This is a genomic window from Nitrospinaceae bacterium (assembly GCA_018669005.1).
Classification (GTDB): domain Bacteria; phylum UBA8248; class UBA8248; order UBA8248; family UBA8248; genus UBA8248.
In genome coordinates this window covers 1-23,532 of sequence record JABJAL010000104.1, presented here as the reverse complement: position 1 = coordinate 23,532, position 23,532 = coordinate 1, and the positions used below count along the sequence as shown (strand labels likewise).

General features: G+C 56.0%; 21 protein-coding genes. 18 read left to right on the top strand and 3 right to left on the bottom strand.

The genetic code is table 11. The annotated features are described in order from the left end of the window. Positions 1-5: 5 nt before the first annotated feature. Positions 6-1,049 carry a homoserine dehydrogenase gene (locus HOJ95_16815; protein MBT6396360.1) on the bottom strand — a complete coding sequence of 348 codons (1,044 nt, stop codon included), beginning with the start codon at positions 1,047-1,049 and terminating at the stop codon, positions 6-8. 230 nt (positions 1,050-1,279) lie between these two features. Here HOJ95_16815 and HOJ95_16810 point away from each other — a divergent pair, with 230 nt between their 5' ends. The 17 genes from HOJ95_16810 to HOJ95_16730 all read left to right on the top strand — a co-directional run bounded on the left by HOJ95_16810 (position 1,280) and on the right by HOJ95_16730 (position 21,210). Next, positions 1,280-2,245, top strand: a complete 966-nt coding sequence (locus HOJ95_16810) for an ABC transporter substrate-binding protein (protein MBT6396359.1) — start codon at positions 1,280-1,282, stop codon at positions 2,243-2,245. A gap of 42 nt (positions 2,246-2,287) precedes the next feature. After that, positions 2,288-5,521 (top strand): hypothetical protein, encoded by a 3,234-nt coding sequence (locus HOJ95_16805; GenBank protein MBT6396358.1) that lies wholly within the window; start codon positions 2,288-2,290, stop codon positions 5,519-5,521. Then, the gene (locus tag HOJ95_16800) at positions 5,518-8,871 is read left to right on the top strand and encodes a UvrD-helicase domain-containing protein (GenBank protein MBT6396357.1); all 3,354 of its coding nucleotides are present in this window, start codon (positions 5,518-5,520) and stop codon (positions 8,869-8,871) included. The genes HOJ95_16805 and HOJ95_16800 overlap by 4 nt, the downstream gene beginning before the upstream one ends. Positions 8,872-8,963: 92 nt before the next feature. Continuing rightward, positions 8,964-10,082 (top strand): hypothetical protein, encoded by a 1,119-nt coding sequence (locus HOJ95_16795; protein MBT6396356.1) that lies wholly within the window; start codon positions 8,964-8,966, stop codon positions 10,080-10,082. A gap of 174 nt (positions 10,083-10,256) precedes the next feature. After that, positions 10,257-11,867 (top strand): hypothetical protein, encoded by a 1,611-nt coding sequence (locus tag HOJ95_16790; GenBank protein ID MBT6396355.1) that lies wholly within the window; start codon positions 10,257-10,259, stop codon positions 11,865-11,867. A gap of 84 nt (positions 11,868-11,951) precedes the next feature. Beyond that, on the top strand, positions 11,952-12,956 hold the full coding sequence (locus HOJ95_16785; GenBank protein MBT6396354.1) for a hypothetical protein: 1,005 nt from the start codon (positions 11,952-11,954) through the stop codon (positions 12,954-12,956). 18 nt (positions 12,957-12,974) lie between these two features. Further along, positions 12,975-13,928 (top strand): amidohydrolase, encoded by a 954-nt coding sequence (locus HOJ95_16780; protein ID MBT6396353.1) that lies wholly within the window; start codon positions 12,975-12,977, stop codon positions 13,926-13,928. Continuing rightward, positions 13,925-15,133: an MFS transporter gene (locus HOJ95_16775; protein MBT6396352.1), complete on the top strand. Its 1,209-nt coding sequence runs from the start codon at positions 13,925-13,927 to the stop codon at positions 15,131-15,133. Before HOJ95_16780 ends, HOJ95_16775 begins: the two co-directional genes overlap by 4 nt. A gap of 79 nt (positions 15,134-15,212) precedes the next feature. Then, positions 15,213-16,490, top strand: coding sequence for an AmmeMemoRadiSam system protein B (amrB, locus tag HOJ95_16770; protein ID MBT6396351.1), 1,278 nt, complete (start codon positions 15,213-15,215; stop codon positions 16,488-16,490). 50 nt (positions 16,491-16,540) lie between these two features. Then, positions 16,541-17,524: an ornithine cyclodeaminase family protein gene (locus tag HOJ95_16765; protein MBT6396350.1), complete on the top strand. Its 984-nt coding sequence runs from the start codon at positions 16,541-16,543 to the stop codon at positions 17,522-17,524. Positions 17,525-17,771: 247 nt separating this feature from the next. Then, positions 17,772-17,921, top strand: a complete 150-nt coding sequence (rpmG, locus tag HOJ95_16760; GenBank protein ID MBT6396349.1) for a 50S ribosomal protein L33 — start codon at positions 17,772-17,774, stop codon at positions 17,919-17,921. Next, positions 17,921-18,187 carry a 50S ribosomal protein L28 gene (gene rpmB / locus HOJ95_16755; protein MBT6396348.1) on the top strand — a complete coding sequence of 89 codons (267 nt, stop codon included), beginning with the start codon at positions 17,921-17,923 and terminating at the stop codon, positions 18,185-18,187. Before rpmG ends, rpmB begins: the two co-directional genes overlap by 1 nt. A 378-nt stretch (positions 18,188-18,565) precedes the next feature. Next, positions 18,566-18,958 (top strand): carboxymuconolactone decarboxylase family protein, encoded by a 393-nt coding sequence (locus tag HOJ95_16750; GenBank protein ID MBT6396347.1) that lies wholly within the window; start codon positions 18,566-18,568, stop codon positions 18,956-18,958. A 145-nt stretch (positions 18,959-19,103) separates the two neighbouring features. Then, on the top strand, positions 19,104-19,355 hold the full coding sequence (locus HOJ95_16745; protein ID MBT6396346.1) for a hypothetical protein: 252 nt from the start codon (positions 19,104-19,106) through the stop codon (positions 19,353-19,355). A gap of 117 nt (positions 19,356-19,472) precedes the next feature. Then, a complete protein-coding gene (locus HOJ95_16740; protein MBT6396345.1) occupies positions 19,473-20,510 on the top strand; it encodes a hypothetical protein in 1,038 nt (345 codons plus the stop codon). 43 nt (positions 20,511-20,553) lie between these two features. Then, positions 20,554-20,802, top strand: coding sequence for a hypothetical protein (locus tag HOJ95_16735; protein ID MBT6396344.1), 249 nt, complete (start codon positions 20,554-20,556; stop codon positions 20,800-20,802). A 117-nt stretch (positions 20,803-20,919) separates the two neighbouring features. Continuing rightward, entirely contained in the window at positions 20,920-21,210 is a 291-nt protein-coding gene (locus HOJ95_16730; GenBank protein MBT6396343.1) for a hypothetical protein, read from the top strand. A 65-nt stretch (positions 21,211-21,275) separates the two neighbouring features. Here HOJ95_16730 and HOJ95_16725 read toward each other — a convergent pair whose 3' ends face one another. After that, positions 21,276-22,301, bottom strand: a complete 1,026-nt coding sequence (locus tag HOJ95_16725) for a hypothetical protein (protein MBT6396342.1) — start codon at positions 22,299-22,301, stop codon at positions 21,276-21,278. Positions 22,302-22,810: 509 nt separating this feature from the next. Between HOJ95_16725 and HOJ95_16720 the strand changes: the two genes are divergently transcribed. Beyond that, on the top strand, positions 22,811-23,230 hold the full coding sequence (locus tag HOJ95_16720; protein ID MBT6396341.1) for a hypothetical protein: 420 nt from the start codon (positions 22,811-22,813) through the stop codon (positions 23,228-23,230). Positions 23,231-23,297: 67 nt separating this feature from the next. Here HOJ95_16720 and HOJ95_16715 read toward each other — a convergent pair. After that, positions 23,298-23,532, bottom strand: a 235-nt coding sequence (locus tag HOJ95_16715; GenBank protein ID MBT6396340.1) for a hypothetical protein, incomplete at its 5' end; no start/stop codon positions are given.

Below are 23,532 nucleotides of genomic sequence, written 5' to 3'. Positions count from 1 at the left end.
CCCGCTTATGGGGCGCGGTAAATATTGATGAGATCTTTTAAAAGGGCGGCGGCGGCCCCGCGAGGGTCGCTTTTCCCGCCGGAGACCGTTACCCGGTCCATGGTGTCAGTAGTGTAGGTGATTCCTTTTTCGGAGCCATCGACGCTGGCAAGAGGGTGACTCGCAGGAAGCGGCTCGGGGGCGACAGAGGCGCGAACGTTGCCCTGCTCGTCCTTAACGGCTCGTCCCACCAGCCGCATGATTTTCCCCTCCTCTGCCGCTTGGCGAACCTGCTCGGCTGAAGTGCCCGTGATTCCTGTGCGGTTTACCTGCTCGGGTGTGAGATCCGCGCCCATCGAAATGTTCGCTATAAGGGCCAGCTTATTGGCCGTGTCGTATCCCTCGACATCAAGACTGGGGTTTGTCTCGGCTATGCCTAAACGCTGCGCCTCGGCGAGCGCTTCGTCGTAACTCTCATCACCCGTTCGCATCCGGGAGAGAACAAAATTCGAGGTCCCGTTCAGGACACCCTCGATGGCTTTGATCTCGGTTCCTGCAAGACAGGTCTGTGCGACATCCAGCGTCGGGAGGGCGGCGGCGGCGGCGGCCGAGAGTTTGAGCGTGGCGTCATTCTTTTTGGCCAAAGATTTTAATTCGCGGTAATTTCGGATGAAGGGGCCTTTGTTGGCGCTGACAACGTGCATCCCGCGCTCTATGGCTGTGCGAATGTGTGTGAGGGCGGGCTCTCCTGTCTCAATGTTCGTCGGTGTCGTTTCAACTAACACGTCCGGCTTGACCGCTTGTCTAATAATGTCGAGTCCCTCCAAGCCGGGTTTGCCTGCGTCGGGGAAGCCGGATAGGTCGCCATGCGCTTCAAAAAAATCAGCGAGCTTTCCGGGGGAAATGGCACCGCTGCTCAAAACGCTCCCGTTCAACTCTCCAACGCCGGCAAGTTCCAGTTTAATCCCGTATTGGGAGGAAATTGTTTGGGATTTTGAGTCCAGAAGCCGGGCGAAATTACGCCCCACTTTCCCGAATCCGCAAACAACCACTCGAACGCGCATAGCCATGAAAGCCGCCTTTTCTGGAGTATCGGGAGTCCAGCAAATGCACCAACCGGAAACAGGACTTACTCTAATGCCATGTAGCCTTGAAGCGGTCAAGGAATGGGTTTTCGAGGGGGGGGTGAAATCCTCCTTGCAGTTTGGGCTCCAGTGTGGATGATCGTTGAAAAGCATTTTTCGTCATGGATTTTCCCACACACTGGCATTTTGCTGGTCATTTATATGAGGGTTAAGGAATGTCCAAGCTTGAACTGTATGCCGCATTCGGTGACTACGACCGCACCGGGCAACTCGCGGCGGGCCGCGTTGTCCCTGAGGATATTGATTTAAATGCGGTGACGCTGCCGCCCACCGAGATTTTCACCCGGATGTGTAAGGATTTAGAGTTCGATCTCTCGGAAATGTCGATGGGGGCGCATTGTTATTTGCTGGGGACCGGGGATAGCCCTTTTGTGGGGATGCCAGCGTTCCCGAGCAAGGTGTTTCGCCATTCAATGGTCTATGCGAACACCGGGGCGGGGGTTGATAAGCCCGAGGATCTGAATGGCAAGCGGGTGGCCATTCGAGAGTGGGGGATGACCGCTGTTGTCTGGATTGTTGGAATTCTTGCCGAGGAATACGGGCTTGATGTGAATTCGATTGAGTGGGTGGCGGCCATCAAGCCGCGCGTGCCGATTCAGATGCCCGAGGGGGCGCAGGTTACTTACATGGAGCCGGGCCAGACCATCTCAAATATGCTTGATTCGGGCGAGGTGGATGGGGCGCTGTTTCACCAGGTTCCCGAGTGTTTCCGGGAGGGGTCGCCAAACGTGAAGCGGCTATTTCCGGACTATGGCGCGGCCGAGGTCGATTATTATCGCCGCACGGGTATTCATCCCATCATGCATTGTGTGGTTCTACGCAAGGATGTCTATGAGAAGGACCCGTGGGCACTGCGGAATGTTTACGAGGCGATGTGTCAGGCGAAAGACAAAACCCTAGCGCGCATCTCAGACATCGGCGCACTCTCGGCGATGGTGCCGCTTTTGCCGGCCTTTCTCGATCAGACGCGCGAGGTGTTCGGAGAGGATTTTTGGCCCTACGGAATTGAGGCAAACAGAAAGACGCTCGAAAAGCTGGTTCTTTATGCCCATCAGCAGGGCCTCACCCCCCGGCAGCTTGAGGTCGAGGAGCTATTTGGGGAGAGCGTTCGCGCTACTTGATCGAACACCGCTCTAATTTCCCGCCCAAGGCCAGGGGACGGCATGAGTCCGGCACCTGATAAGCGGTTTTATACAGCGCCCTTTCACCAGCTTGAGGCGGAACTTCGCCCTGTTCTAGATGAATTTGCTACGGGCGATCCCCTGCGCCCACGGCGGGTGGTGGTGATTTCGAGCCAACTCAGAGAGCATCTTGAGATCGCCATGGCGAGAGGGGGGGCGCTGGCTGGCGTCTCCTTCCACACGCTGGGGAGAATATCTCGATCAGCGGCTCAACCCATTATTAATCAATTAGATAAAAAACAACTTCCCCCTCTCGGCGGGGAGGCCGTGGCCAGGCGTGTGCTTGAGGAGATTGCGCCCAAACTCGGCCCTCTCCGGCCTCCGGTGGGAGTTGAGGGCTGGGGAGAGGCGGCCTGGGAAACCTATAAAGATTTGAAAGAAAGTGAGTTATCTCCCGAATCCCTTCGCGCTGCGGCCTCTGGCCATGTGAAAGGGGAGGCAGAGCGCCTCGCCGATCTGGCCCTCATCGCCGAGTCGATCCATGAGCGCCTTGTGGCACTCAATCTTTACGATGAGACCGAAGTCCTCCGCCTTGCCGCCGAGGCTCTAGAGGCAGCCCCAGCCACGGTGGCCGCCCCGGCAGGGATTCCCACTATTTTCTATGGCTTTGCCGATATGAACGCGCTCCAGCGCCGCTTTGCCTTGGCCCTTTGTCATGGAGCGCCCGAGGGGCAGCAGTGCGGGCCGCTGCCCGCCGCGTTTTTTGTGCCCGCCGAGCCAGACACCCCGGCGTGTGAGTTCGCCCAGCCTTTTATTGATTGGCTCGAATCGAGAGAGTTCACACGTGCAGAGACTGGGCCCACCAGGCGGCGCCCGCTTGAGGCGCTGGGCAAAAGCCTTTTTAGCCGGGAGTCTCTTCCCGCCCCGCCTGTAAAAACGGCCCTCAAGCTCATCGCTGCGCCCTCTGAGAGCCGGGAGGCGTGGGAGCTAAGCCGCGAGTTTTTTTATTCAGATGCCGCTAGCCCGCCGGATGCGCGTGGGGAAATTGGCCTCCTTCTTCCGGGGGGAGATAAATACCCCGATCTTTTTCGGGAAATTTTTCGGGGCATCGGCGCCGAGGCCCAGTTCGGAAACGCGGGCCCCTTGGCGGCCACCCTCGCTGGCCGCCTTTTTCTCTCGATGATTGAGCTAAAGCCGCAGAGTTACCCCCGCCGAGGCCTGATGCGGTTTCTGGACGAGTGCCGCTTTTCCAAGTCGCCGCTTTTTCTCAATGAAATTCTCCAGGCTGAAGATGAAAACGACCCCCCCTCCGTCGATCTTGCCTCTAAGTGGGAGTACATCACCCGCCCGCTTCCCTACGTTTCGAGCGAAAGTGAATGGCGCGCCGCCCTAGGCTCTCAAGCGTTTAATAAAATAAAAAAAAATCACCCCGAGGCCGAAATATTTAAAAAATCTCTTGAGAATATTTTTGCCACTTTCAACGATTTACCCGAAAACGGCCTGCCGTCGCTCCATGCGCAAGCCGCCATCGAAGCTTTCAAGTCCCTTACCGCTGTATCGGATGAATTCGACAAAGCGCTCGACGCCATATCAGATCTCGCCAAGCTCGACCCGATTCTTGGCGATATCGACGCCGCCGAATTCCGCCTTTGGGCGCGGGCCGCCCTTGAGGGAAAAGACGCGCTCCCTCCTCGAACAAAATCAAGGGTCCGCGTCATGAGCCTCCAGGAGGCTCGTGGCCTCTCGTTTTCCTCTGTTGTTATTCCCGGCATGGCCGAAGGCGTTTTCCCCGCTCGGGGGGCCGAAGACCCGTTGCTGCCCGACTCTCTCCGGGCGCTCTTAAATAAATCGCTCGCCACGGATGGAGAGATGCCCCTCCTCCCGCTCAAATCTACACGGATGGCCGAGGAGCGGTTTTTGTTCTGGTCGGCTCTCCAGGCCGCCGAGTGCGGGGCCACTCTGGGCTATCCTCGGGGAGGCAAAGGGGCTGGCGATGAAGCCGAGACACCGCCCAGCCTGTTTCTCGAATATCTCGTAGATGCCTGCCTGCCCGGTGCAGGCGAGGTCGACGAGCGTTTGCGGCTCCTTCCCGGCTACCGCGCCGCTGCTGCGGCCCTTGAGCCCGATGTCATCAAGACAAGCCCCCTTACGCTCCTTGAGCACGAATTGGGCCGGGAGTTTGATGTAATTAATAAGAAATCCGCCATGGGAGCGCTCGCGGATTTTTCGGTGAAAGCGGGATTCGAAAGACGCCTCGTCGCCTGGCGAGGTCGCTGGGAGCGGGACACCCTCAACGCTTTTGATGGTGCGCTCTCCGCACCCGGGCTGCTCGAAGAAATCAATGCGCGCTTGAACCCAGAGGAAATTTCCATTGCTGTTACTGCCCTAGAGGATTTTTTCACCTGCCCGTATAAATTCGCACTCAAACGTCTTCTAGGTTTTGGGGATAAAAGCGAGGCAGCGCTTCCTCTTGAGGCAGAGGGGATGGATAGAGGTAATCTCTATCACGATGCACTCAGGCGCTTTGGGAAAAACGTAATGGAAGCCGGGAAAGGATTCGGCGAAATGCCCCCGGACAAGCGGCGGGGGATGATCGAAAATTCTGTTCGTGAGGCCAGCCGGATACTGGAGGGCAATGGCCGGATTCCGCTTCCTGTTCCCTGGGCCATTCTTCAAGCCCGAGTTGAGCGTGACCTCCAAAAATTTCTCGATAAAATGTATCTCAACGAGCCCGAATGGACCCCGGCAGAAGTTGAAGGTGACTTCGGGGAGCGCGGGGACTTGGTGTCCGTGGAAACGAAGGATGGGAAAGAGATTTTGTTGAGGGGTCGCTTTGATTTGGCGGAAAAACGTGGAAGCGAACTTCGCTTCATCGACTACAAGACAGGTAGGCTTGGTGCCGTGAAGAAAATCCAAACCCTTGAGGGCGGAAAGCGCCTTCAGGTGGACCTTTATGTCCGGCTCTGTGCACCCCGATATGATGATGTGGCCACTCCGGATGCCGCCTATGCATACCCCACAGAGAGCGGTGATTACCGCCTGATTCAAATTCCGGCCGAGACGATATTTGACCGCCGCGATGATGTGGTGGCGCTCTTAAGTTTTTATGCGGAGACGATAGAGAGCGGTAGTTTTTTTCCATTGCCCGATTCGGATATTTGTAGATACTGCGATTTTGTTTCTGTTTGCGGGCCTGACCGGGAGGCGCGCTCAAAGCGAAAGGCGGGTAGCGCTTCTCGGATCGAACTTGATGAACTCAAGGAGAGAGCCGGATGAGCCCTCCGTCGAAAGGCCAAAAAGATCCGAAAGATAAAAAGGCGCGGGACCTCGCAATCAACTGGACGGAAGGTCCCGTTCTTGTCGAGGCGGGCGCGGGTACGGGCAAGACCGACTTACTCGTTAAGCGGGTGCTCCACCTCGTTAAGAACGAGGGAATTGATATCGAGCGAATCGTGGCTATCACATTCACAATCAAGGCCGCCGCCGAGTTGAGGGGAAGAGTCAGGGCGGCTCTGACTTCAGAAGTAGAAAAAGAAAAAGATGACCGAGCAGGGAAATCGCTTCGGGATGCGCTTGACCGGATCGACCGAGCCCCCATCTCGACGATTCACAGCTTCGCTTTGCGGCTTTTACAGGAGCGGCCCATCGAGGCGGGCCTTCGCCCCGGTGCGGGGGATGTGGACCAGGATGCATATGACAACCTGAGGGATCGTGTTTGGGAGGAATGGCTGCGGGAGCGGATGACGGCGGGAGATGAGGCCCTTGAGATGTTTCTCGAACTTGGATTCGGTCAAAAACACCTTGAGGACATTCGTGGCGCACTACTTGAACTGCCCGAGTTGCGCGGTGGGTTTCCTGAGCCGGTGGGTTTGACGGTGCGCGAGATCAAGGAGCCTGTCGGCAGTGTGATTGGCGAATGGAGTGAGTTTTCTAGCCTCCACTGCGAAGATCAAACTGATAAAGGGTTTCAACAGCTTGATGGTGTTATGGAATGGTTCGAAAAATTATCTGATACAGACATGGCCGATTTTATCCGCGGCCTTTGGGAACCACCAACCTATCCTAGAACCAACAGCGGGGCGAAGAAAAAATGGGACAGTGAGGAATCTTTGGAAATTTTTCGCGAAGACGTCACGCGATTTCGCACCGAAGTGACCAAAGCCCTCGCCGTGGCCGGTCATGAGGTGATTTCGGGTGTGGCGGGTTCCCTGGCCGGGTACACCGACACCCTTGCCGCACGGGCGCTTGAGGAGGGTGTTCTGAGTTATGCGGGAATTCTTCATTATGCGGCTCGGCTCATCCGGGAGAGCGATGCGGTCCGAAACTATTTTCATGGCCGATACGATCATTTTCTCATTGACGAGTTTCAGGATACGGATCCCCTCCAGGCCGAATTGATCTTCCGGCTGGCTGGTGATGATGGTGGTGCGGAAAACTGGCGGAATATAAAAATTGGTGGTGGCGGCCTGTTTGTCGTGGGCGATCCCAAGCAGTCCATCTACCGTTTTCGCCGGGCGGACATTGCCGTCTATCACGAGGCGAAAAAGTTGATCGAAAATTCGCCGGGTGGAAAATCAATTCCGATCACGGAAAATTTTAGAAGCGCCCCCGGCGTGACGAAGTGGGTGAACGGTGTGTTCTCGCAACTTATCCAGGAGCAAGGTGCCGTTCAGCCAGGATACGAGCCTCTGAATGCCTACCGTGAGGACGAGGATCTGCGTGTCTCCCTGCTCAAGTGTGAGGGGGCCGAGGCGGGAGAAAAACTCGGTGCCGATTTGTTTCGTCACCAGGAGGCGGCGATGATTGCCGGGGAAATCAAGAAACTCATCGACTCCGGGAGGAAGATTCATCCGAAGGGTGAAGACCCGAGGTCGGTTAGGCCGGGGGATATCGTGCTTCTTTTTCGGACGCGTACGGGGTTTTCGATTTACGAGGAGGCTTTGAGGGGGCTCGACATTCCGGTTTCTAGCGACGGGGGAAGTGGGTTCTACGAGACCATCGAGATAGCGGCGGCTGGCGCCGTGCTTCGGGCTGTGGCGAACCCCGAGGATTCCTTGGCGATGGCGGCGGCGTTGCGCTCGCCGCTTTATGGTTTCTCTGATGTGGATTTGGCCGGGTGGCGTCTTTTCCAGAAAGGGAGTGCTGGCTACCCGGATGAGATGGAGGAGGCGGCGGCAGAGATTCGAGAAATGCACGAGGAGCGCGGGGCGGTGAGTCCACGTGCCATACTTGAGGAAATATTTAACAAAACGCAGGCGTTTGAGCTTTTCTTGTCGGTTTTTGATGGTGAGCGGCGGATGGCCAACTTGTTAAAACTTTTGGATATCGCATTCGAGTTTTCGGGTGGCGGCGCGCGCGGGGTGGACGAGTTTGCGGCCTACCTTAGACGCCAGCTTGCGCTTGGCCGGGAGGCAAAAGAGTCCGAGGAGACGGTGGCGGATGAGGGCGAGGAAATTGTCCGGATGATGACGATTCATGGCTCAAAGGGGCTTGAGTTTCCTGTCGTGGCGCTGGCGGACATGGGTGGTGGCTACATGGCAGATGAGATGAGCCAGATCACGGACAGGCAGAGCGGGCGCGTTCATCTCAAGACAGGCTCTAGTAATCGAAAATTATCTTCTGCTGGGTATGCGGCGGCAAAAGAGCATGAGGATGCGATTCAAGAAGCCGAGCGGCGGCGGCTGCTTTATGTGGCGGCGACGCGGGCGAGGGATTGGCTCATTGTGCCCGAGGGGCAGGATGGGAAAGGTAAAAATCTCTGGGCAATTTTAGAGGAAGGAATAGGTGGTGGCGCGGGCGATTTGATGGAAGAGGTTGTGGCAGATGCTCCCGAGGCGTTTCATGAGCCAGAAGTGAGCCGTTTGCCCGAGGATGCGTTTGAGGTTGATGACGCAAAGGTGCGTGAGCAGGAGCGTGATAATGAGGCGGTGCGAGAGGCGCTGGGCCGGCTAGGGGCGACTTCAAAAAGCGTGCGCCCGGTGCAGCCGAGCCTGCTCCCGGAATTGGTCGCAGGTGGTGTAGCTCAGAGGTGGGAAGAGGAGGATGGGGATGATCGCTGGGGCGTTTCGGCGCTCGAGGCCGAGGGGGCGCCGGGCGGTAAGAAATTCGGCGAGCTGGTCCACGACCTACTGGCGCGGCTCACAATATATGAGGTCGGGGCGGTGAGTGCGCTCGATGGCGTGGCTCGCGGTCTAGCGATTGGCCTGGGGCTCGGGGATAAAGACGCTGGCGAGGCGCTCTCGATGATCACCGGGGCGCTGGAAATGGAGATATTCCGGCGTGCCGGGCGTGCCGGGTGGGCCGAGCGCGTTTACCGGGAGTTGCCGTTCTTGATGATCGAGGGCGAGCGGCTCATCCGCGGGGTGGCCGACCTCGTGTTTGAGGAGGCGGGCGCCCTTGTCGTGGTCGATTTCAAGACCGACGCCGTAAGCGGCTCAAGGGTTGACGGTCGGGCGGCGCACTACCGCCCGCAGGGGACTGTCTACGCGATGGGAGTCGAGGCGGCATCGGGATTGCCCGTGAGTGAGGTGGTATTTACTTTTCTGCGGTCGGGGGAGCAAAGGGCTTTTGAGGTCGATGAGGTGTCAAAGGAGGCCGTCCGGGCGGCGCTTTCGCAGGCTGATTGAGATAATTTTGGGCCCCCCTGGCATCGGAGACGCCCCGTTGGCTCTCTGATAGAATACTAGGATCAATTTTTTAGCGATGAGGGGTTGTCGAGATGAAGGTGTCCTCGGTCGAAGTCCACCGAATCGATATGCCCATGAAGGGTTTTTTCAAAAACGCGACTCACAATCATAACCTTCAACCCGGTGTTCTTGTCCGGGTGCGGGTGGACGAGGGGCTTGATGGTCTCGGGGATGCAGAGCCCCTTAGCGGCTACTCCTCGGCCGGACGCGACGAGACGGCTGATGCCATCGAGAACATCCTGGTCCCGGCGCTTCTTGGGGCTGACCCCCGCCAGGCGCGACGGGCACGAATGACGATGGATGAGGCCGCGCCGGGTCTTTTCGAGGCCAAATCCGCCCTCGACATCGCCCTTGCCGACATCCATGCCAAAGCGCTCGGCATTCCGTTACACGAGCTATTGGGTGGCGCGGTCAGGGACGAGATTTTCTTCAACGCATGGATTGGCGCGAATCCGCCTGAGGTCGCCGCCGCCGAGGCCAAAGACTTCTCGGAGCGGGGCTGGAAATCCTGTAAGGTCAAGGCGATTGGAGATATCGAGTCCGATGCGGCGCGTGTTCTTGCCGTCCGCGAGGCGGTGGGCGATGCGATGGATATTCGCATTGACGCCAATGAGGCCTATGGCCTGGTGGCGGATGCCGTCGCCTTTGCCATGGAGGTCGAAAGCGCTGCTCCAGTACTTTTCGAGCAGCCTGTCCCGCGAGAGAATCTTGAGGGACTTGCCGAGGTCCGTCGCTCGATTAATTTTCCTGTGATGGCCGATCAGTGTGTTTACGGGCACGAGAGTCTGCTCGACATCATTCGTGCCGAGGCCGCTGACATCGTCAAGGTCAAGGTGATGAAGCAAGGTGGCCTCATTGCCACCCGCGAGATGGTAGCCACTGCCGAGGCGGCTGGTATGAGGCTCGTCATCGGCCATGGTTTCGCGTTGACAACCTCAACGCTCGCCGAGGTTCATGTTGCTGCGACATCACAGGCGTTTTTGCCAGCGATTGAATCCGTTGGTCCTGAAAAAATGGTGGCTGACGTAGTGACGCCCGTCATCGATATCAGCGGTGGACGGATACCCGTTCCCATGGAGCCCGGGCTGGGTGTATCCCTGGACGAGGAAAAACTCGGGCGCTACCGTGCGAGGGGTGTGGCCAAGGTCTAGGCTGTCTCTGAAGGCGGTTTTTTTCGTGTCCGGTGTACGGGCACCGATGTGTGGTTGAGAGGTACTAGCGTGCAATTTCCTTATTTTGACATATCACCTTCCATTGCCTCGGGTCTCCTTTTCTTTTTGTCATATGTTTTTATGACTTTGTCCGGTCTGGTAGTGGGCGGTTTTATGTACGTGCTCATTGCTCAGGTTCGCGGCATACGAAGCATGGACCCGAGATGGGAGCAGTTTGCGAGAACTTTTTCAACGTACATTTTTCGAATTGCTGTTCTCGGCGTCGGCATGTCAGGGTGTTTGTTGTGGCTGGTATTTGTATCCGTGCATCCCGCAGTCGCCGCCGAGTTGCTGAGGATTTTTGAAATCCCAGCGTATGCCGCTTGGCTGTTGTTGCTGATCTCGGCAGTATCTTTGTTCACTTACATCAACACATGGTCCAGGTGGCGAAATAACATTCTGCTCCATTTGCTGGCTGGCTCAATCGCAGCCGTTGGACTCTGGGTTGCTTTGGCTGTTCCCATCTCGGCAGGTGCTTTTTCCCTGACGCCACATTTTTGGCTCAATACATTTTCGACCCGGGACGCTGTTTTCAATCCCTCCTTTATCCCCACTTACCTTGTCTGGTCTTCGTGGGCGCTCGCCATGGCGGGCGGCGCCGGAATGATTTGGACCATTAATCAACGGGATGATATATGGCGCGCCGCCCTTATCGAGTGGCTGGGGAAATGGGCTGCGATCGCTTCCTTTATTTGTGCGGCATCGATGATGTGGTGGATTTTTATCCTGTTTTTCGAGGGCTTGCCGGTCATTACACTCGCGGGGGCGATTGCCGTTGTGGCTGTATGTCTCGGTTTGATTTTGATTCTCTGGGCAGCGCGCCGTCCTGAGAGTTTCGGAAAATCACCGGTGGCGGTTGTCGTCGTCGCGCTCTTGATTCAGGCAGGGGGAATTCAGTCGCTCAGAAGCACCTCCCCTGGCCCGTTTGTGATACAGGGGCATATGTTTCGCAACGGAATTCTCGTTTCTGATATCGGCAAACTGGCTGCCTCGGGGATTTGGAAGCCATCCCCATGGCGAACAGATGACAGTCCTCCTGATAAATTGGCGCTCGGGGCTTTTAGCTTTAGGGCGCAATGTTTTGTCTGTCATTCAAGTTGGATGGGAAGAGGAGGCATACCCTCCCTATCAGAGGTTAAATACTTTGGGGATGTGAATCGATTTCTGGATGAATTGTCTACGCGCCATCCCGCTTTGCCAGTTCTCGCAGGCTCGGAAGGTGAAAAACTGGCGCTTGTCCATTATATCAAGTCCCGTCTTTCAGAATCGGGTGCTGCTCTTATCGCTCGTCCTCCTGAGCCTCCTCCTGTGCCGGTAAAGGTGAAAAAGCCTTTGCCGCCTAGGCCCCAAGCGAGCGAAGTGGAAAAGCCAGCTATAGAGACGCCTTCTTCCGAAAAGTCATCCGAGGAAGAAAAACCAGTTTCCGTTGAACCGCCTCCGGCCAGTGATGTGGGGAAATCGGCGGCGCCGGCTGACGCCGCCAAGCCGGAGACAAATGAAACGAAGACCCCGGTTCAAGGTGAAAGCCCCCCGGCGGAAGCTGCATCTGATGAGATAAAAAAGACGCCGCCACCTTCCACGGAAATCGAACCAGAGGCTTCTAAGGAAGAGGCCCCAACCCCCGCAGATGAGGGTGTCGCTAAGCCAGCCGAGATGCCGACCACGGAAGAGGGAAAAGAGCCAGAGAAGGTTGGGCCCGCCCCGGCGAAAAAAAGAAATGAGTAAGCCGGTCGAGGTCGAGCAAACAAAGTCAGGTGAGCCGCCTGCTGAAGTGAAAGAGCAAGTTCTTGGTGCGGTGGGGGAGAAGAAATGAATTTTTCTGCGACAGCATTATTGATTTCGAGCCAGTTGGCTACCTCTTTAGCCGTGACGATTTTCACTATTTCAATGTGCGCATTGGTGGCGATTCCCTGGCTCGCTGCCCATATGCGTTTTTGGGGGCGTCGTAACGGGAAGAAATCTTATTTCACGTCGGCTGATCTTCTTGTGCGAATTTCCATGCTCTGCCTCTCTGGGGTGTTCATTTTCGGGATGCTGTCCTTTCATCTTGTTTCGTTAAGACATTCTCCGGCTTTAATGACGGCAATAATTCTCATGGCGCCTTTATCAGTTGCCGTCCCATTGTTGTGTTTTGTGTGGGGCGCTTTCTGCACCCTTTCGAAAAAAACTTCTCGTTGGTCTGAAAATGATTTACTTTATCTTGTAGCCGCTGGAGTGGCGGCAGTCGGGGCATCGGTTATTGTTACGGCGTTAATTGCCGGTGCGGTAGATGACTCTCTCTGGCGGGATATGCGGAAAGATTTTATTAGTGTTTTTTTCTCGTCTTCGTTTTTGTTCGGATTTGTTGTTGCGTTGCTCTCCTCCTTTTTGGTGGGAGGTATTCTTCTTATGTTGATCGGGCGGCGCTCGTTTTACTGGGAAAGAGGCGTGTCGGTTTCAGAAGGCGCTTTTTTAATACAGATGGGAGCGGCGCCTTCCTTGTTTGCGGTCATTCTTCTGGTCGCTTGGGTGAGTGGATGGTGGTTGTTTGACGGTTTGGTGCCTCTTCGTGCCATCATTTATTCAAGTGACATTGTTTTGTTGTCCCTGTCCGGGGTCCTGGTTGTGGGCGTGGTTGTATTGGTCGAAATGCTGGCGAGTGTGTTGAAGAAAAAAGGCAATGCCCCCCGTACAAGCTTTGCTGTTGCTGTTTTGTTGTTTGTTACTGTTTTTTCTGCGACCTCGCTTTTCGGAATGCCCGATTCTCCCGGCGCTTTGGGGCAAAGTCAAAAGGCATCCAAAGCAATGAAACAGAATTTGCCGGGAGCCAGGTAAAAGCAAAAGGAAAGCGCGATGTTGATTGATATATGCAGCTTCCTTCCTGTTCATTCTTCTTTCATTGCCAGGCTTTCGGGGTGGGCCGCCATACCTGGATATTTTCGCATGTTTTCGAAGGGGATTTCGAGATTTTGTGGCGTCGGGGAAGAGGAATTTATTCAAAGGACGATGGAGCGCTCTGCCTCGGAAGTTAATGATTTCATCGAAGAAGTATCCGAGAAGCGTGGGCGCCCGGTAGGTGATTTTATCCTGGACATGGACGAGGCGGGGTACGATCTGTCTGTGGTGTTTAGCATCGATCAAGAGAGTACGACGGGGGCGAGGCCCCTTGATCCGGAGGCGCTGGCAGGGGCGGTGAGGGCGCATCCAGATCGGCTTCGCGCCATGATGGGGGTTGATCCGAATAAAGAGGATGCGGCTAAATCACTCGAACGTGGGGTGAGGGAGCTGGGTCTTCACGGGGCGCTGCTTTGTCCATTTCTTCATCTTCTTCCGGCCGATGATAAGGCCTATCGGCCAATTTACAAAAAATGTATCGAACTTGGTGTTCCTGTCTGGATTCACACCTCGACCAACTGGGCGCAGGCGCATCCCATGGAACTGGGCCGGCCCCTTGCGCTTGATCGGCTTTGCGGGGAAATGCCTGAGCTCAAGGTTATTGCAGGGCACGGTGGTTGGCCCTGGGTGCCGGAGATGGTGGCCGCTGCCTGGCGGCATCCGAATCTTTATATCGACCCCTCAGGCCACCGGTGGAAGTATCTGGCAACGCCTAATTCTGGTTGGGAGATGCTGCTTCATTTCGGAAATTCGGTTTTGCAAAACAAAGTTTTGTTTGGAACAGACTGGCCGCTTATGTCGATGTCCCTTGCCGAGATCGCTGCCGAGGCGCGTGCGCTGCCTCTTAAGCCCGAGGTCATCGAAAAGTGGATGGGCGGCAATTCGGCGTATCTTCTGGGGATATCCTCATGACAGCCAAGGCTTCTTCTCGATGGTATGTGACGTTGATGGCTGCGTGTTTTCTTACGTGGTCCGTTTTCGGGTCCTTGGTTTCGACGAGCGGGCTGGTGGAATTGATCAGGGGCGAGATGGGCTTGAGTTACTCCGAGGGCGGGTTTTTGCTGTCGGTTCCTTTTCCGCTGATAACCTTGTTCGCTTTGATGGGAGGTGTCTTTGTCGATCGCCTGGGGGTTCAGAGGATGGCCCGGCTGGGTGCGCTGCTGGTTCTTGCTGGCGGCTTACTCAGAGTGTGGTCGTGGGGTTATTGGCAGCTGGTTATAGGGATCGCACTGGTTGGCGCAGGGGCAGGATTAATTTTTCCGGTTCTTCCGAAAGTGGCGCGGGAGACGGCACCTCCCGATAGCCGAGAGACGGCGGCCGCATTTTATACGGCGGCGGTTGTCACGGGTGCGGCGATGGGGGTGGCTTTCAGTGGTTTTATGGCCTCGATTTTGCCAAGCGTGCCCTTTGTCAGCGCCGAGTCGAGCTGGCGGGGCGGTTATCTGATTTGGGCCTGCGCGCTATTCGTGACTTTTATCGTCTGGGAGCGGGTCGGTAGCCGCTCGTTGGCCGAAATCGGTGATGAGGAGTCAGGTGGCGGTGGAGAGTCATCGTTCTCCCCCTGGCGCAGCCGCACCGTCTGGGCCGTGACAGCGGCGCTGTTCGTCAACAACGTGCTTTTCTATACGGGGATCGGCTGGTTCCCCTCGATCTTGGAGTCCAAGGGCTGGGGCCTCGGTCAGGCGGCCCTAATCGTGTCCTTTGTGGCTTGGCTCGGGATAATAGCCGTGCTGACCGCACACAAAATTTCTCCCTTGGTGGGCGGCATCCCCCGGATGGTGATGATTTGCGTGCTCTTGATTGTCGTGATTCTCGTGGCGCTTCCCCCCTCGGGGAGGTGGGCCGCCGCCTTTGGAATCGTTCTTATCGGTTTCGCGATGAATTTTTGGTTTGTTCTGTGTATGGGCTATCCGGCGCGGGCGGTGCCTGCGGCATCGGTGGGCCAGGCGGGTGGGATGATCATCGGGCTCGGATATTTCGGCGGGTTTGTCGGGCCCTGGGCGGCGGGCGCGATTAGAGACGCCGCAGGCGATTTTGGCCCGGCCCTGTATGCCATGGCGGCCCTGACACTCGTCTCCCTCCTGACGGCTCAAAGCTTCGGGCGGCCCGCAGAGTAAAGATGGTGGCCTCATCAGAGCGCATCATTTAAGATTCCCGCCGGTAGCGTCGGCAGACGCCCAAAAAACTGGAGGCTACGTGAACCAACAAGAAATGCGCCCACGGCTCAGACAACTAGAGGCCACCCCCACCGAGCACGAGGGGCAGCAGGTCATTATCTTGAGGGACCCGCTCCATTTAACCGACGCTGTCCTGGTCGTGCCGATGGGACTGCTTCCCGTGCTCCAGCGCCTCGACGGCTCGCACATGGCAACAGAGATCCGCAGCGAAATTCTCGATGAACACAAACTCGATATCCCCGAGGAGAATATCTATGAGGTTTTCTCTCGGCTCGAGGCGGCGCATTTTCTTGACGGCGAGGGGTTCGAGAAGTGGCAACAAAAGGTGGTGAACGATTATCTTGAGGCGCCCACAAGGCCAAGTTTTCTCGCCGGTAAAAGCTATGACGCCGACCCGGCTGCACTGCGCAGCCAGATCGATGGTTTTTTCACGGCAGAAGGCGGCCCCGGGCCCCCAGAGCGAAACGGCACTGCCCCAGGCATCGCCGCAGGCGCTCCCTTGAAAGGCCTCATTGCGCCCCATATCGATTTTGGCCGGGGCGGCCCCACCTTTGGCTGGAGCTACCGGGCGGCGGCCGAGCGGGCCGATGCCGATGTCTATGTCGTCCTGGGCACGGTTCATGCCCCAACGCTTGAAATCTTCTCGCTCACCAACAAGGGGTTTGAAACACCCCTCGGGCTCATGGAAGTGGATGAAGAATATATCGGGGGCTTGGCCCGGCGCGCGCCGATGAATCTGTACCGCGATGAGTTCGCCCAGCGGGGCGAGCACTCCATCGAATTCCAGGCCGTCCTCCTGCGCTACCTCTATTCGGAAGGCGGCCATCTTGCCGGAGGAAAGCATCCTACGTTCGTGCCCATTTTAGTCGGCTCGTTTGGCGATTTTGTCGCCAGTGGAAAATCCCCGAAGGGGAACGATGAGGTCGAGGGCTTCATCACGGCGCTTAAAGAAACCACCGCCGAGCTTGAGGCGGCGGAACGAAAAGTTTGTTATCTCGCGAGTGTCGATCTGGCCCACGTCGGGCCCCAGTTCGGCGACGAGCGGCCCGTGGACGAGGCGCAACTTGAGGCGCTTGAGGCGGCCGACCTTGCCTCGCTCGATGCTGTTTGCCGGGGGGATGCCGAGGCATTTTACTGGAGCGTGGCGACCGATGGCGACGCCAGAAAAGTGTGCGGCCTTGCGCCTATCTACACCATGCTCCGTGCGATGGAAGAAACCAGCGGCGAGGTTTTGAACTATAGCCAATGGCCCGATCCAGAGGGCACGGTAACGTTCTGCGCCGTCGCGCTTACCTGAGTCTTAATATTTTTTTAAATTAATTTTTTAACGATATAAAGGAGTGCACTGTGCTTTATCTAGGTGAGGATGAAATCAAGTCTTTAATTGGGATGCCTGATGTGCTCGATCTGGTGGACGATGCCTTTAAGGCGCAGGGCGAGGGCGAGGCGCCGAACCAGCCGAGGCGGCGGCTGCACATGCCCAAGGGGGCGCTTCAGGTGATGTACGGGGGGCTTCCCGGCGTGGGCTATTTTGGGATGAAAGCCTATACGACGTTTCCGGGCATCGGGGTGCGCTTTATTGTTTTGCTCTGGGACTCGAACACGGCAGAACTTGTGGCGCTGATGGAGGCGAATATTCTGGGCCAGCTTCGCACCGGCGCGGCGAGCGGGGTGGGCGCGCGCTACATGGCACGGAAGGACGCAAAAGTGGCCGGGCTATTCGGCTCGGGTTCCCAGGCGAGGACCCAGCTAGAGGCCCTTTGCTGCGCGATACCACTTGAACAGGTGAAAGTTTTTAGCCGGAGCGCGGAGAAGCGGGAAAAATTTGTTGCCGCGATGAAAGATAAAGTTTCCGCCGAGCTTGTGCCGGTAGAGAGCGCGACCGAGGCAGTGAAAGGCTCTGCAATTGTATGCACGATGACGACGGCAAGAGAGCCCGTGTTTGACGGAGGGGATTTGGAGCCGGGCACCACGGTTATCCCTGCGGGCTCGAACCGCGTGACGAACCGCGAGGTGGACGATGAGACTTTCCGCCGGGCGGCGCGCGGTCGTATTGCCACCGATGACATCGATGGCGCGAAGATTGAGAGCGGCGATTTGGTGCGCGCTGTTGCGGCTGGGGCCGTCACCTGGGGGCAGGTGGTTGAGATTGGCCAGATAGCCTCAGGGAAAATGCCGGGGCGCGCTTCGGCGGATGAGATCAATATGTTCCTCAGCCAGGGCGTTGGAATTGAGGATGTTGCCATTGGCGCTGAGCTCTATAAGCGGGCCAAGGCGCAGGGCGTGGGCCAGGATCTGCCCATCGAGGGAACTTTCAAGAAGAGGACTTGAAGCCACGAAAAGGCGTAAGCGGGCTGGAATTGTAGTTTTTTTCAATAAAGTTTTTTTTCTGTGAATAGTTAAGTTGTTGTTAATTAAGTTCTTATGGATATTCGCTGTTTGCCGCGGCGCAGGATTGTCAGCGGGGGGCTTGAATTTTATTGCCCCATCCTTTATTAATAATTCTCCTTTTTCGGGCGGCGTGCTGGAGCCCGCTTGAAAGCGTTGTTTTTATAGCTCCGGATGGGATACCGGTTTCATGAGAGACAAGATTCTACTCGAGTGCACTGACTGTAAAAAGATGCGCTACCCCACCACCAAGAATAAGCGCAACACGCCTGATCGGCTTCAGTTTAAGAAGTTTTGCCGTTTCTGCCGCAAGCATGTGTTGTTCCAGGAGACGAAATAATGGCCCCCCGTGGAAAAACTATTTCTATTGCCAGACGCCGTTGCATCGTCACGGGCAAGGCCGTTGTATACGGCAATGCGATTAGTCACTCACGTCGTCACACCCGCCGCCGCTTTGAGCCCAACCTGCATTACAAGCGCTTCTGGGTTGTCGAGGAAAAACGCTGGGTTCGTCTCCTCGTCTCGGCTCGGGGCATCAAGACCATCGCCAAGAAAGGTATTTTTAAGGTGTTGGTTGATCTGCGTCGTAGGGGCGAAAAAGTTTAGCCTCGTTTTTTTTAGAAACCTCCCCGCTACATAAATCTTTTTAACCCCACTCAACGGTTTCCTGCGCCTTGGCTGCGCAAATCCGGCGCCTCGTTTTATATTTGCGGGCGAGAATCTCGATGCGCCTTCTTCTATGAAATTTTTGCGTCTGGAAGCTCTGGATACAATAAAGCAACGTCATGATTCGCTAAATTTAAAACGTTGCCGCATAATTCCAATAATCTCAATGTATACAAAATCACTCGTGGTTCCGCCTTTCAATATTGATGCAGGGGGGAATTGCTTTTCTTTTTGTTGGTGGGGCCGTGTTGTGGATTTTTACCACAACACGGTCGTATTTGTTATGAATTTTTAATTCGCAGACAAGGAGATTTCTCGATGAGTGAAGATCGCGTAAAAAAAGGAATAGAGATTCAAGGTGGAAGCCTGGGCCGGGATATGCCGAACATGAAAGTGTTCAGGGAGTTGTCTCCAATGTATGCTCAGAGTATTGAGGAGTGGTGTTGGGGCACAATCTGGGATCAGCCTGTCCTCGACATAAAAACGCGCGAACTCATCGTCATCGCCACATCCATTGGCCAAGATGATGTTGGCGAGGTGGCGATGCATACGCGGGGCGCCCTGAATCGCGGTGCATCCCGCGAGGAGATAATCGAAACAATCGTGCAGTGCGCTCCCTATGTCGGGCTTCCCAAGACGAATCATGCGCTCCTGACGGCCAAGGAGGTTTTCGATCAGTGGGAAGAGCGCGACGACTGGAAGGCCGTTTAATTGTTTTACTAAACTAAAGAGGCTTGAAGCGTAGCTAGGTCTTTGTAAGCGTTCTGGGTAATACAGGGGCAAGGACTTTGATTGCCGCCTGATTTGTGACTTGGGGGCAAATCATCCCTCTGGCGGCAGACAAGGAGATTTTACGATGGCTAGATTACCGATCATCGATCCAGAAACAGCGGAAGGGGAGGCCGGACGCTTTCTAGCCGCCTCAATCCAGTTCCGGGGGCGCGCACCGAACGCCTCTCGCTCGTGGGCGAACATCCCCTACATCGCAAAACTCGTCCTGCCCTTCCATGTGCCCATTCAGCGGGAGGGAGGCGGGGGCGTGCTTTCCTGCCGCATCAAGGAAATGGCCGTCCTCAAGACGAGCCATGTGAACACCTGTGATTACTGACTCGCGCACAACACGGCGCTTGGGCAAGCGGCTGGCATCACAGATGAGCAAAACGAAGAGATAGGGACGGACGCCTATCTGACTTCAAAAAATTTCAACGCACGCGATCGCGCGGCAGTGCTGTGGGCCGAGCACGTAACGACCAACACGGCCCGCGATCGAGACGACGTGCTTGATGAGGTTCGCCCGCATTTTAACGATGCCGAGCTGGTCGAGCTGACCGCCATCAGCGGGCTTTTCAACGTCTCAAACCGGGTTCATGACACGCTCCAGCTTCCTATCGAGCACTCCGGCGAGGTCAACAAAATAAAGACCTCTGTGCTGGTAAATACCGACAAGCTCAAGGCTTACTATGAGAGCCTCGTTTCCATGTGGCCTGATGATTTTCCCGCCACCGAGGCAGATCCGGACCAGAGTGCGGAAGCCGCTAAAGGCACAATGTCGAAGGGTCGCCTGGATGAGGTTCTCCTGCCCGGTGCGGCCGAGCGTATTCGGGCGAAGGGCCCCATCGTTTCGCTTTCAGGTCCCGAGTCGGCACAGGGAGAGGCGGCGAGTTATTTCCGGTTGGTGTCGCGCCTTTACCGCCGGATACCGGCCTCGCTTCGCGCCTGGGCGCACATCCCGCTTATCGGAAGAAGCTACATCCCTCTGCGTATCGCCTTGCTGCACGAGGGGCTGGGTGGCGTCGTCTCCTCGCGCATCAAAATGATGGCCGTCATCAAGACAAGCCTGGTGAATGGGTCGGCCTACTGCCTGGCTGAAAACACCCCGCTGGCCCGGGCCGCCGGAATCACGGACGAGGTGGCCCTGGTTATCGCCTCGGATGGCTACATGGCCTCCCCCCTACTTACCCCAAGCGAGCGAGCGGCGATTCTGTGGGCCGAGCAAATAGCTGTTAACACGGCACGAAGTGAGGAGGACGGATTCGCGGAGCTAAAGAAACGCTTTAGCACCACCGCGATAATGGAGCTGACCGGTCTGTGTGGTTATTATAATATGTTTAATCGCATGCACGACTCACTGCGACTGCCGCCCGGCGAGGACGATGAGGCAGAGGCGGTAGAGTTTGTCATCCGTGTGGACCCTGAAAATATTAAGGCCTATCTCAAGGAGGCGGTTGATAACTGGCCCGAGGCGTTCCCCGAGCCCAATTAGAAATAATACCCCTGAATACCTTGGGGACGGAGGAGATACTTCAATGGCACTGATTAAGCTTATCAATCCAGACGAAGCCGAGGGCGAGCATAAGCGTACTTTTGAAATCCTCAGCAACATTCGCACGAAACATGTTTACTCGCAGCTGGCGAGCGTGAATTCGCCGTTCTTGTCGCGAATCATGGCAGCCCTTGTCTACACCCTGCGCGAGGGGATGGGCACCATCCTGCCCTCGAAAATAAAACAGATTGCCATCATCAAGACCAGCCAGCTCAATAATTGCGACTACTGACTGAACCACAACACCGCGCTCGGTCGGACCGCGGGTATCACGGACGAGGAGGCCGAGGTCGTCTTCTCGGATAATTATACTGACTCCCCACTCCTGACGGATCGCGAGAAGGCGGCGGTGGTCTGGGCCGAGCACGTCACGCTAAACACCGCCAAGAGCCGCCCGGACCTCCAGGAGAGCGCCAAAAAGCTTTTCTCCGATCAAGAACTTTTTGAACTCACCTTCATCATCAGCTACTTCAACTTTCGCAATCGTCTCCATGACACATTGCTGTTGCCCTTGGATGAGGCGGATAAGGTGGCGGATAACACGGGATTTCTGCAGCCAGACCCTCGTAAAATGAAGGCCTACCTTCAGGCTGTTGTGGATAATTGGCCCGATGAGTTTCCAGAACCGAACAAGGAGTAAGCCCCCCCGCCGGGTAATCGAATAAAAGTTAGAACTAATTTTCGACCTAGCCATTAAATCTATGGCTAGTTTGTCAGCCGCACACCCAGCACGGAGTTGATGCCGAGGCCCTCGGCGTCGGTGGCAAATTCGGTGGACGAGACCGCCGCCGGGATAATCTCGAAGGAAAATTCATCCTGTGCGCTTGCCGAGCCGGGGTTGAAACTGGTTATTCTCACCTGGATGAAATCGACGATCGCAACCGAGCCATTTGATGAGTCCACCGGCGAGATCACTGGAAGCGTCATCTCTGTGTCTCCCGCGTTCAGGCGGTTTCGCATTGAACTCTGCCAGCCCTGACGGGTGCCGGGAAGGGCGCCGAGGACATCGCCGAGCGTTGCCGTTCCCGAGTAGCCGCTTTCAACCTCGTCTTTTAGCTCGCCGTTGGAGTTGTTGTTGTTGAAAGAGAGCCCGGTCAGGAAAATTTCGCTATCGGCTGGTGTGTCTGAGGAGTAGTTGCACGAGCTCCCGCTGGCGCCGAATACGTTGCCGCAGTGGCGGAGCATGCTTGAGAAAGTCTGCTCAACGCTGAGCTGACCAGAGCAGCCGCCGCCCTCGTTGTTGCAGTAGATACCGAACGGAACGAGATTGCCCGGCGAAATGGCTCGGACGGATGCGAGCTCGGCGGTGGCACCGGTGTCTATCGTGGCGTTGTCCATCCCGATGATGGGCGCGAAGAAAAGCGGCAGCGTGTGCTCGATTCCCACGCGGATGGATTCCGAGGTTGGAAATGTGACTGTCGCCGTGGCTCCTTGCATAAATGTAGAGTTGTCGATGTTCTGGCCTACATAACTTCTTGCCTCGGCCTCGGCCTCAACCTGGGTTCCGCCGCCGGCGAGAATGGCGCCGCCCGCACGGGCACCGGCGTCCACGGCGGTTTGCATGATGCTCTTGGCGACGAACATGTATCCCACATCGACGGCAAGCGCGCCCATCCCGATGATGGCGGGCAAGAGCAGGGCGATGACCGCGACGATTACGCCTTGGCTGTCTTTAATCACGCGCCGGCGAATCCACCCGCTGATTGTTGAGAGTGTGTTCTTGTTTTTCATTTTGGAAACCTCCCAGTTTCCGTGTCGTGCTCGATGCTTATGGCCCAATCGGACCGGTAGTTCCATCCTCAAAATCCTATTCACAACTCATATATTAGGCAGATTATTATAAAGGTGCATGCCCTCAAGAGGGGAAAAAGTGAGGGGCCACACAGATAATGCCTTGTAAATAAGGGTTTTGTGAGGCGGCACACCATTGGGCAGGGGGGATGGGGGTATTCGATTTTTTTGGGCGGTCGATATGACAAGGCCCGGGAAGTAGGAAAATCGGAATGGATCTTGGTCAAACAGGAATAATATGGTGATGTTTTCAGTTTTAGATGGAAATGAGGGTGTTACCCAAAAGGGTAGAAATTTAAGTTGTCTAAATAGTTTCAGGCGATGCCCTTGAAATGGCGAATTCTCTCTGCCGTTGGGCGCTCTTTTCGGCAATCTGATTCTGATTGCCTGCCCTGCTCTTGTTATGCGTCGAATCCGTCAACTGAATTTCGCTTTGGGAGGACAAAGAAATGGAGCGTCCAAATTATTTCAGGGCTGCTGTATGCGGTCTTATCGCAACCTACATCATGTCGGTTGCGGGCCAGTGGGGGGTGTCTGTCGGGTTGCCGAGAATGGACCCTGGAAAGCTGATGGCATTCTCTTTCGGGCAATCCCCCTTGTGGTTGGGTGAGGCTGCGCATTTTGCCAATGGTCTTATCTTGGGGATGATGTATGCCAGGTGGGAAGATAAAATTCCGGGAGATAATGTTTGGCTCAAAGGTGTTTCGGTTGGGGTTATTACCACGATAGGTGCGATGATTGTAAGCGGGACGGTTACGCCGCGACCATTTTTCAAGCCATTGGTGCCGATGATTGCGTCTATTTTGCTGCATCTGGTTTTTGGTATTGCGCTGGCCTACGCTTATTCCCGGGAGGGGGAAAAGGCTTAGTTTTAATCTGATATCTAAAAAATGACCGGGGGGGGCATAGCTTTCCCGGTCATTTTTTTAATCCTGATTAATCATTTTCGGGTGGTTCCGCTGGCGGCTCTGTAGGTGGGTCTACCTCGTCGAGCATTTGGCGGTAGTTTTCATAGTTGGGCGGAAAACCGCCGGTGTAGGTCAGCCAGTTCGTCACGGGGTAGCGCGAGGCGCCAGCCTTGTGGGTGGATTCGAGGCCACTCATGATTTCATCGGCGAGCGAGAATGGGAAGCTGAAGGCAATTTCATGGTCCTGAACCTGGCCGAATATT

What these genes read in the sequence shown, in the direction of transcription:
- HOJ95_16815 (MBT6396360.1), bottom strand. Translation starts at nt 1,049, where the DNA reads ATGGCTATGCGCGTTCGAGTGGTTGTTTGCGGATTCGGGAAAGTGGGG.
- HOJ95_16810 (MBT6396359.1), top strand. Translation starts at nt 1,280, where the DNA reads ATGTCCAAGCTTGAACTGTATGCCGCATTCGGTGACTACGACCGCACC.
- HOJ95_16805 (MBT6396358.1), top strand. Translation starts at nt 2,288, where the DNA reads ATGAGTCCGGCACCTGATAAGCGGTTTTATACAGCGCCCTTTCACCAG.
- HOJ95_16800 (MBT6396357.1), top strand. Translation starts at nt 5,518, where the DNA reads ATGAGCCCTCCGTCGAAAGGCCAAAAAGATCCGAAAGATAAAAAGGCG.
- HOJ95_16795 (MBT6396356.1), top strand. Translation starts at nt 8,964, where the DNA reads ATGAAGGTGTCCTCGGTCGAAGTCCACCGAATCGATATGCCCATGAAG.
- HOJ95_16790 (MBT6396355.1), top strand. Translation starts at nt 10,257, where the DNA reads ATGTACGTGCTCATTGCTCAGGTTCGCGGCATACGAAGCATGGACCCG.
- HOJ95_16785 (MBT6396354.1), top strand. Translation starts at nt 11,952, where the DNA reads ATGAATTTTTCTGCGACAGCATTATTGATTTCGAGCCAGTTGGCTACC.
- HOJ95_16780 (MBT6396353.1), top strand. Translation starts at nt 12,975, where the DNA reads ATGTTGATTGATATATGCAGCTTCCTTCCTGTTCATTCTTCTTTCATT.
- HOJ95_16775 (MBT6396352.1), top strand. Translation starts at nt 13,925, where the DNA reads ATGACAGCCAAGGCTTCTTCTCGATGGTATGTGACGTTGATGGCTGCG.
- rpmG (MBT6396349.1), top strand. Translation starts at nt 17,772, where the DNA reads ATGAGAGACAAGATTCTACTCGAGTGCACTGACTGTAAAAAGATGCGC.
- rpmB (MBT6396348.1), top strand. Translation starts at nt 17,921, where the DNA reads ATGGCCCCCCGTGGAAAAACTATTTCTATTGCCAGACGCCGTTGCATC.
- HOJ95_16750 (MBT6396347.1), top strand. Translation starts at nt 18,566, where the DNA reads ATGAGTGAAGATCGCGTAAAAAAAGGAATAGAGATTCAAGGTGGAAGC.
- HOJ95_16745 (MBT6396346.1), top strand. Translation starts at nt 19,104, where the DNA reads ATGGCTAGATTACCGATCATCGATCCAGAAACAGCGGAAGGGGAGGCC.
- HOJ95_16735 (MBT6396344.1), top strand. Translation starts at nt 20,554, where the DNA reads ATGGCACTGATTAAGCTTATCAATCCAGACGAAGCCGAGGGCGAGCAT.
- HOJ95_16725 (MBT6396342.1), bottom strand. Translation starts at nt 22,301, where the DNA reads ATGAAAAACAAGAACACACTCTCAACAATCAGCGGGTGGATTCGCCGG.
- HOJ95_16720 (MBT6396341.1), top strand. Translation starts at nt 22,811, where the DNA reads ATGGAGCGTCCAAATTATTTCAGGGCTGCTGTATGCGGTCTTATCGCA.